The organism is Pseudomonas sp. REB1044 (genome assembly GCF_038813925.1).
GTDB lineage: Bacteria > Pseudomonadota > Gammaproteobacteria > Pseudomonadales > Pseudomonadaceae > Aquipseudomonas > Aquipseudomonas boreofloridensis.
Window position 1 is genome coordinate 5,066,953 of record NZ_CP046139.1, and the last position, 8,696, is coordinate 5,075,648.

7 protein-coding genes are annotated in these 8,696 nt (G+C 63.5%); 1 reads left to right on the top strand and 6 read right to left on the bottom strand.

All coding sequences use genetic code 11. The features are described from left to right. Positions 1-204 precede the first annotated feature (204 nt). Positions 205-759, top strand: coding sequence for a WYL domain-containing protein (locus GKC70_RS22900; RefSeq protein ID WP_342650017.1), 555 nt, complete (start codon positions 205-207; stop codon positions 757-759). A 12-nt stretch (positions 760-771) separates the two neighbouring features. Here the strand turns inward: GKC70_RS22900 and GKC70_RS22905 are convergent, their stop codons facing one another. The 6 genes from GKC70_RS22905 to GKC70_RS22930 all read right to left on the bottom strand — a co-directional run bounded on the left by GKC70_RS22905 (position 772) and on the right by GKC70_RS22930 (position 8,367). After that, entirely contained in the window at positions 772-1,635 is an 864-nt protein-coding gene (locus GKC70_RS22905; protein WP_342650018.1) for an ABC transporter permease, read from the bottom strand. 12 nt (positions 1,636-1,647) lie between these two features. Further along, entirely contained in the window at positions 1,648-2,511 is an 864-nt protein-coding gene (locus tag GKC70_RS22910) for an ABC transporter ATP-binding protein (RefSeq protein WP_342650019.1), read from the bottom strand. Positions 2,512-2,517: 6 nt separating this feature from the next. Further along, positions 2,518-3,537 (bottom strand): ABC transporter substrate-binding protein, encoded by a 1,020-nt coding sequence (locus GKC70_RS22915; protein ID WP_342650020.1) that lies wholly within the window; start codon positions 3,535-3,537, stop codon positions 2,518-2,520. Positions 3,538-3,555: 18 nt separating this feature from the next. Then, on the bottom strand, positions 3,556-4,455 hold the full coding sequence (locus GKC70_RS22920; RefSeq protein ID WP_342650021.1) for a TauD/TfdA family dioxygenase: 900 nt from the start codon (positions 4,453-4,455) through the stop codon (positions 3,556-3,558). Between the two features lie 389 nt (positions 4,456-4,844). Continuing rightward, on the bottom strand, positions 4,845-6,182 hold the full coding sequence (locus tag GKC70_RS22925; RefSeq protein ID WP_205419314.1) for an HlyD family type I secretion periplasmic adaptor subunit: 1,338 nt from the start codon (positions 6,180-6,182) through the stop codon (positions 4,845-4,847). 28 nt (positions 6,183-6,210) lie between these two features. After that, positions 6,211-8,367 carry a type I secretion system permease/ATPase gene (locus GKC70_RS22930; RefSeq protein ID WP_342650022.1) on the bottom strand — a complete coding sequence of 719 codons (2,157 nt, stop codon included), beginning with the start codon at positions 8,365-8,367 and terminating at the stop codon, positions 6,211-6,213. Positions 8,368-8,696 lie beyond the last annotated feature (329 nt).

Sequence of the window (8,696 nt, forward strand, 5' to 3'; positions counted from 1 at the left end):
TTCATCCTCATTGAACGGCCCACAGTTCCGACCTCGACTGTGATGAGGCGATTCTGCGCGACGATACGACAAAACCTGTCGCGAACGATCTGCGCGCACGCAACAAATAGCGGGTTTGTTGATCTCAGCGCAAAGTAGCGAATTGCCATCCCGCACCGCGCCCGCCATGCTATTTGTCGCAAGCCTAGACAAGGACGTTAACCTTTGCCGTTCGCCACAACCCGCGCCACCCTTAGTCGCCAGTGGGCCTTGTTGCGCCAGTTGCCCAGCCGCTCGCCCGGGGTCACCAGTGCCGAACTGGTGTGGCGCCTGCGCGACGTGGGCTTCACGGTCAGCAAGCGCACCGTGGAACGTGACCTCAATGAGTTGTCACTGATCTTCCCGCTCGAGCGCAACGACAAGAGCATCCCGTTCGGCTGGCACTGGTCAGCCAGCGCAGGCGAGCTGCGCGGCCATTTCGACCTGCTGGACTATCTGCGTGACGATCCGCTCAAGGCCGCGCCTGGCCAAGGCCTGGCGCTGCAAGCCTGGGTCAGCGACGCCTTGGCGCGACGGCTGCGCGAAACGCCGCTGGGTGCGGACATGCACTTGACCGCGCTGGAGCAGGGTCACCGCCTGCGCGCGACGGTCAGCGACGACGCGCCGCTGCGCTGGTGGCTGCTGGGCCAGGGTGACGATCTGATGGTGGAACTGCCCCAGGCGCTGCGCGATGAAATCGGCCGTATCCTTGCCAGCGCGGCAGCACGCTACCGCGACTGAAAAGCGCTTTCGTCAGCGCTGCATGCCCCAGCGGCGCACGGTCAGCCGCTCCAGCGTGTTGAACACCAGCCCCTCCACCAGCAGGCCGATCAGGATCACCACCGCCAGCCCGGCGAACACCTTGTCGGTGTACAGCTCGTTGCGGTTCTGGAAGATGTACCAGCCCAGGCCGCCCTTGCCGCTGCTGGCGCCGAACACCAGCTCGGCCGCGATCAGCGTACGCCAGGCGAAAGCCCAGCCGATCTTCAGCCCCGACAGAATCGACGGCAGCGCCGCCGGCACCAGGATATGCAGCACCAGGCGCAGCCCGCGCAGGCCATAGTTGCGCCCCGCCATGCGCAGGGTCTCGGACACGCCCAGAAAGCCTGCATAGGTGTTCAGCGCCAGGGCCCACAGCACCGAGTGCACCAGCACGAAGATCAGGCTGTTGTCGCCCAGCCCGAACCACAGCAGCGCCAGCGGTAGCAGAGCGATGGCCGGCAATGGATTGAACATCGAGGTCAGGGTGCCGAGCAGGTCGCGACCGAACTGGGTCGAGACCGCCAGGCTGGTCAACCCGAACGCCAGCACGATCCCCAGCACATAGCCCTTGAGCAGCACCACCAGCGACACCGCGACCTTGGCCGGCAACTCGCCACTGGCCAGGCCATCCCACAAGGCCGCTGCGGTTTGCCCGAAGGTGGGCAGCAGCAGGTCGTTGTCGGTGTAGCGCGCCACCGCTTCCCAGATCACCGCCAGCAACAGCAGGATCAGGCCCTTGCGTATCCAGGCTTGCTGCCACAGGCGCTGGGCCAGCGGCAGCTCACGGTGCAGCGATAGACCTGGCAGCGGTTGCAGCGCCACTTCGTACTCCTGACGCGTAGACGTCGTGCTCATATCCAGCTCCTGTCAGTAGGCGATGCGGATGTCGTTGAAGCCCAGCGGCGCAGCAGGCTCGGGCTCGCCGGCCTGGTCGAACAGCAGGCGGTGGATGCGCCGGGCGCTGGCCTGGAAGTCGCTGCCGCCCAGGCTGCCAAGATGGTACTGGTGGCTGTGCACCTCGGCCCGCACCCGCCCTGGATGCGGCGACAGCAGCAAGATGCGGTTGCCCACCACCAGCGCCTCTTCGATGGAGTGGGTGACGAACAGCAAGGTGAAGCGCACCTCCTCCCACAGCAGCAAGAGTTCCTCCTGCATCTTGCGGCGGGTCAGTGCATCCAGGGCGGCGAATGGCTCGTCCATCAGCAGGATCTGCGGCTGCGTGGCCAGCGCTCGGGCAATCGCCACGCGTGCCTTCATGCCGCCAGACAGCGTGTGCGGGTAGGCATCGGCGAACGCCGCCAGACCGACTTTCTCCAGGTAATGCAACGCGCGATCATCGGCTTCGCCGCGCTTTAGCTGCCCAGAGACCAACAGGGGGAACATCACGTTCTGCTTCACCGTCTTCCAGGGCGGCAGTTGGTCGAACTCCTGAAACACGACGATGCGGTCTGGCCCAGGCCCTTTGACGGGCTGGCCGTTGAGCAGAATGTGGCCTTCGCGCGGCTCGATGAAGCCGGCCACAGCCTTGAGCAGGGTGGACTTGCCGCACCCAGAAGGGCCGAGCAGCACGAATCGATCAGTGCGATCGACCTCGAAACTGACTTGATGCGTGGCCCGCACCACGCGCTGGGCGGTGCGGTACTCCAGACTCAGGTTCTCCACCGCGAGCAACGTCGGGCTGTCGACAGGGCGCAGGTTGCTGGCCGCGTGGCCTGGCAAAGGGGCGGTCATGATCGGTCAGCTCCCTTGCAACGGCCGCTCATCCTGGAAGAAGTAGTCCTTCCACGACGCGGGCTTGTGCTTGAGGGCACCGACCCGATAGAGAAACTCGGCCAGCGGGTAGGTGTTCTTCGGCGTGATGGTGAATTCGTAGCGCGGGCTGTCGATCAGCTTGATCAGCGCGTCGCGGTCGATCTTGGCTTTGGTCACGCGCAGGTAGGTGTCGGCGGCAGCCGCTTTGTCGCGCTGGGCGAAGTCGGCGGCCTCGGCCAGCGCATCGACAAAGGCTTTGTAGGTCTTGGGGTTGTCCTGGCGGAATTTCTCGGTGGCAAACAGCAGCGTCGGCGAGTTGGGGCCGAGCAGGTCGTAGCTGTCGAGCACCACGTGCACGTTGGGATTGGCCAACTCCTGGTCCTGGAACGGCGGGTTGGAGAAATGTCCGTTGAGTTCGGTGCCGCCGGCCAACAGTGCAGCGGCGGCATCCGGGTGCGGCACCGCGAGGGTGTACTTGTCCAGGCGGTTGTATTCCTTGTCGCCCCATTGCTTGGCGGCGGCGTATTGCAGGAAGCGCGACTGCACCGAGACGCCTACCGCCGGCACGGCAATGCGATCCTTGGCGGAGAAGTCGGCGATGGTCTTCACCTCGGGGTTGCTGCTGACCAGGTAGTAAGGGAAGTTGCCCAGCGAGGCCACCGCCTTCACGTTCTGCCGCCCGTAGGTACGGTCCCAGACGGTCAGCAGCGGGCCGACGCCGGCACCGGCGATGTCCACCGAGCCGGACAGCAGCGCGTCGTTGATCGCCGCGCCACCGGACAACTGCGCCCAGTCGACCTGGATGTCGATGCCTTGGGCCTTGCCGTGCTTCTCGATCAGTTGCTGGTCGCGGACCACATTGAGCAGCAGGTAGACGATGCCGAACTGCTCGGCGATGCGAATCTTGCCTTCGGCCTGGGCCAGGCTGGGAACCGCAAGACCGCCGATGACCAGGCTGACGCCCAGGCCGATAGTGGCCGCCAGGCGGCCGATGGAGGTGCGCATGATGAAGATCCTCGACAGTCAGAACGGGGCGTCGCCCTGGATGGTGGTGCGGTACAGCTTGCGTCGCAGGTGAGCAGGACAGCCGGTGGCCAGGTGGATCAGCGAGCGGTTGTCCCAGAACACTAGGTCATGGGGCTGCCAGCGATGGCGATACAGGTTGTGCTCCAGCACGCTGAGGGCGTAGAGCTGCTGAAGCACATCGCGACTTTCGTCCTCCGGCAGCCCGACGATGGGGGTGGTGAAGCCTTCGCTGACGAACAACGCCTTGCGGCCGTTTTCCGGGTGGGTCCGCACGATCGGATGAACCACCTCGTTGACCTGGGCCAACTGCTCGGCCGTCAGGGTCGGGCGCCAATTGCCTTCAAACTTGGTTTCCGCGTAACGCGCGGTGTAGGAGTGGGCAGCGCTGCGGCCCTGCACCACGTCGCGCAACGCTTGGGGAACGGCGTCCCAGGCCTTGTGCATGTCGGCGAACAGGGTGTCGCCGCCCTCGCTGGGCAGTTCCTGGGCGTGCAGCATCGAGCCCAGGCTCGGCAGTTCCTTGTAGGAGAGATCGGAATGCCAGAACTTGCCGGCATCGCCCAGGCCGATGTTGCGACCGTCTTCGACGATGTTGGAGACGATGAGAATCTCGGGATGGCCCTGCAGCAAAAACTGTTTGAGCACGTGGATCTGCAGCTCACCGAAACGGCGGCTGAACGCGATCTGCTGGTCGGGACTGATGCGCTGCTCGCGAAACACCAGCACGTGGTGATCCAGGTGGGCGCGGTGAATACGCTGGAAGTCGTCGGCATTGACGAGGCGGGACAGATCCAGCCCAACGATTTCGGCACCGACGGCGCCGCTAAAAGGACGAATTTCGAAGGCTTGCGGCGGTGCGCTGTGGATGGTCGACACAGCGTTCAAGGCGGCTGACATTGTTCACTCCCACGCAGAGCGCGACGTCGAAGGGCGCGCATCGATTCATGACCGCACGGGTTTGCCGTGTGGGTTCGAGTCGTGCGGCGCGCCGATTGGTCGGCAGGTACGCAGTGGGACGAACTATAAAGTCATAAAAATAAAAATTTAAATATCTTTAAAGAATATGCATACAACCATGATCACGTGCCAGTGCCGGGACGGCTCTGCGGTCCAATCGCGACGCAAGGCCGCTCCCAGATTCCATGTAGCCCCCATGTTTCAAGGTTTATACGGCCGTGGTAGGAGCGGCCTTGTGTCGCGATTGGGCTGCAGAGCAGCCCAATCCATTCTTGGCCGAAACCCAGATAGAGGGGGCTGCGGCGCAGTCTGGCCGCAATACCAAGCTCTCACCGCTCGCGCAGCGCCTCGGTACGCGCCTTGATGATCGGCTTGAGCAGGTAGCTCATGATGGTCTTCTTGCCGGTGAGGATATCCACCGTGGCGACCATGCCCGGGATGATCAGCAGCGGTTTCTCGTCCGTGCCCAAATGGCTTTTATCGGTACGCAGCCGGATCAGGTAGTAGGTGGTCTTCTTGTCTTCGTCGGTGATGGTGTCGGCACCGATCTGCTCCAGCTTGGCCTTCAGACCACCATAGATGGTGTAGTCATAGGCGCTGAACTTCACCGTGGCTTCCTGGCCGGGGTGCAGGAAGGCAATATCCTTGGGCAGGATCTTGGCTTCGATCACCAGCGTGTCGTCCAACGGCACAATCTCGATGATGTCGCTGCCCGGCTGGATCACGCCGCCGATGGTGTTGACCAGCAACTGCTTGACGATACCGCGTACCGGCGAAGTGACCATGGTGCGGTTGACCCGGTCGTCGAGCGCCTTGCTGGTGGCAGTGGCCTTGTTCAGCTCGGTGCGCGCCTCGTTCAACTGTGTCAGCGCCTCGCTGCGGAACTTGCCACGGGTCTCTTCGATCTTGCTCTGCACTTCCTTGATCGCCGCTTCGGCGCGGGGAATGGCCAGCGCGGTGGAGTCCATCTGGCCGCGCGTTTCCACCTCGGAACGGCGCAGACGCAGCATCTCCACCTGAGAAATCGCGCCCCGGGCCACCAGCGGCTCGGACATGGAGATTTCCTGACGCAGCAACTGCAAGCTGTTGGCGTACTGGGCACGTTTGGAATTGAACTCGCGCAGCTCCTGCTGCTTCTGCACCAACTGCTGGTCCAGACCGCCGATCTCATCCTGCAATTGCTGGCGACGGCTCTGATACAACGAAAGCTCGTCGGCCGCCTGGTTGGGTGCAGCCTTGCGCAGTTCTTCGTCGATCTGCAGCGGTGTGCCCTCCACCTCCGCGCTCAGGCGTTGCACGCGCAGCGCCATGGCCAAGCGCGAGGCCTCGGTTTCGCCGACGTTGGAGGCGAAGCGCGTTTCATCCAGGCGCAGCAGCGGCTGGCCGACCTCGACGATTTCGCCCTCCTTCGCATAGATCTGCGCGACGATGCCGCCCTCCAGGTTCTGCACTTTCTGCACCTTGGACGACGGAATGGCCTTGCCCTCCCCGCGCGTCACTTCATCGATGGGGGCGAAGCAGGCCCAGACGATTAGGAACAGGAAGAAGGCGATCACACCCCAGATAGTCAAACGCACCACGCGCGGGGCATCTTCGATCAACGCCTTGGGCACTTCAGGCAGAGGCTGGCCGGCCATCGACTCCGAGCCTTTGAAATAGCGCCGCATCTGATCCTTGAAACGTGCGAAATTCAGCTTATGCAACACTGATCTGCCCCTTCTTCAGCGCTTCCATGACAGCCACTTTCGGGCCATCGGCGACGATTTGTCCGCGGTCGATGACGATCAACCGATCCACCAGCGACAGCAGCGATGCACGGTGAGTCACCAGCAGCACGGTCTTGCCTTCGATGACAGCCGCCAGGCGCTGCTTGAGGCGCTCCTCGCCGGTGTTGTCCATGGCACTGGTGGGTTCGTCGAGCAGCAGGATTTGCGGGTTGAGCAGCAGCGCGCGGGCCAAGGCAACGTTCTGCCGCTGGCCGCCGGACAGGTTCTGCCCGCGCTCGCCGACCTGCAGTTCGTAGCCGTCCGGGTGCAAGCGGGCGAATTCGTGCACGCCGGCCAGTTCGGCCGCTTGCAGGATCAGTTCGTCCTCGATGTAACGTGCGCCGCTGACCAGGTTGTCGCGCAAGGTGCCCGCCAGCAGTTGGATGTCCTGGGGCACGTAGCCGATGTTGTGGCGCAGCTCGCTGACGTCGATCTGGCGGATATCGACGCCATCGACCAGCAGCGAACCGTTATCGGCCTCATAAAGCCCGACGATCAGCTTGGCCAGCGAACTCTTGCCCGAGCCGCTGCGACCGATGATGCCGATCTTCTCGCCGGGACGAATGACCAGGTTGATGCCCTTGAGCGCCTGGTTCTGCTGGTTCGGGTAAGTGAACTCCAGCCCGCGGAACTCTACCGCGCCTTGCAGCACCTGACGGCTCAGCGGACGCTCTTCGAAATTGCGTTCCTGGGGCAGGCCCATCATCTGGTCGGTGGCGACCATGGTCACCTTGGCCTGCTGGTAACGCGCCAACAAGCCGTTGAGCTGGCCCAGTGGACCGAGTGCGCGACCGCTGAGCATGTAGCAGGCCACCAGCCCACCCATGCTCAAGTTGCCGTCGATGATCAGATAGACGCCGACGCAGATCATCGCCACACCGGCCAGTTGCTGGATCAGCAGGGTGATGTTCATCGCCAGGCCAGACAGCACCTTGACCCGCAGCTCCAGGCGGCTGAGGGTGCCGAGGGTTTGCTCCCACATGTACTGGCGTTCGCTTTCGGCGTTGTTGACCTTCACCGCGTCCAGGCCGGCGAGGGTCTCGATCAGGCTGGACTGGCGCTCGGAGGCTAGCGCCATGGTTCGCTCCATGGTCGACATCAACGGCTTCTGCAAGGCATAGCCGATGCCCAGCGCCAGCGGGAAAGCCAGCACCGGAATCCACACCAGGTGCCCGCCGATGATGGCGATCACCATGAGGATCAGCAGGGTGAACGGCAGGTCGATCAGGCTGGTGAGGGTCAGCGAGGCGAGGAAATCACGCAGGCCTTGGAACTCGTGGATGTTCTGGGCGAAGCTGCCGACCCGCGCGGGCCGGTACTTCATCGACATGCCGACGATGCGCTCGAACAAGGTAGCGGAGATGATCAAGTCGGTCTTCTTGCCGGCCAGGTCCAGACACAAGCTGCGCAGCCCCTTGAGAATGAGGTCGAAGACGTAGGCACCGGCGATGCCCACTGCCAGCACCCACAGGGTCGAGGTGGCCTGGTTGGGCACCACGCGGTCGTACACGTTCATCACGAACAGCGGTGCCGCCAGGGCGATCAGGTTGATCACCAGGCTCGCGGCGATGGCGTCGATGTACAGCCACTTGCTGCGCAGCAGCGTGTCGCGGAACCAGGAACGGGTGCGTGGAATGAGGTTGCCGTGGTTGACGTCGAACTTGTGCTGCGGCTGGGCGAAGAACACCTTGCCGCTGTAGTCGCCGGTCAAAGCCTCGCGGGTGACCAGCACTTCGCCACCGTCGCTCTCGCTGAGCAGCAGGCGCGCGCTGTCTTCATTCTCCCAGCCCAGCAGCACGGCGCTGCGGCCATCCTTGAGCAGGAGCATGGCAGGCATGGCGATGGTGGGGATCTGCTCGAGCTTGCGCTGCAGCAGGCGCCCTTGCAGGCCCGCCCGCGCAGCCGCACGCGGAAGCAGTTCCGGGCTCATGCGCTGTGCTGGCAACGGCAGGCCAGTGGTGAGCATCGCCCGGCTGGCAGGCTTCTGGTGCAACACGCACAGGGTCAGCAGGCTGTCCAGCAGCGGGTCATCGTGCTGACTGCGTGGATCATGGTTGAGCTGTACTCGACTGACTTCAGATTCCACGCGGCGCTCTCTTCATCCTTGCAGTGGTTGGGGCGGGTGCGCCTGCCAGTCAGGTCTGGCCGTCTCACCCTGGGCTTGAGGTCGTGCTGCAGGCATCGGGCTTCGACACCCTGTGCCTCGGCAGCCGACCAATGGTCGCCTTGATTCGGTACTGAGTAAACAACTGCTTACAGGTCACCTGCACCAGACGACAGTGCACGGTGAAGGTTTCATTCACGCGGTGTCGCAGGCTGAGCAAGGCCGCTACCAACGGCGGCTGACTCGCGTGCAGTGCACGGTTCTTGCGAAAAATGCGCACCAAGGCATTATCACAACTCACTCTGCAAAGC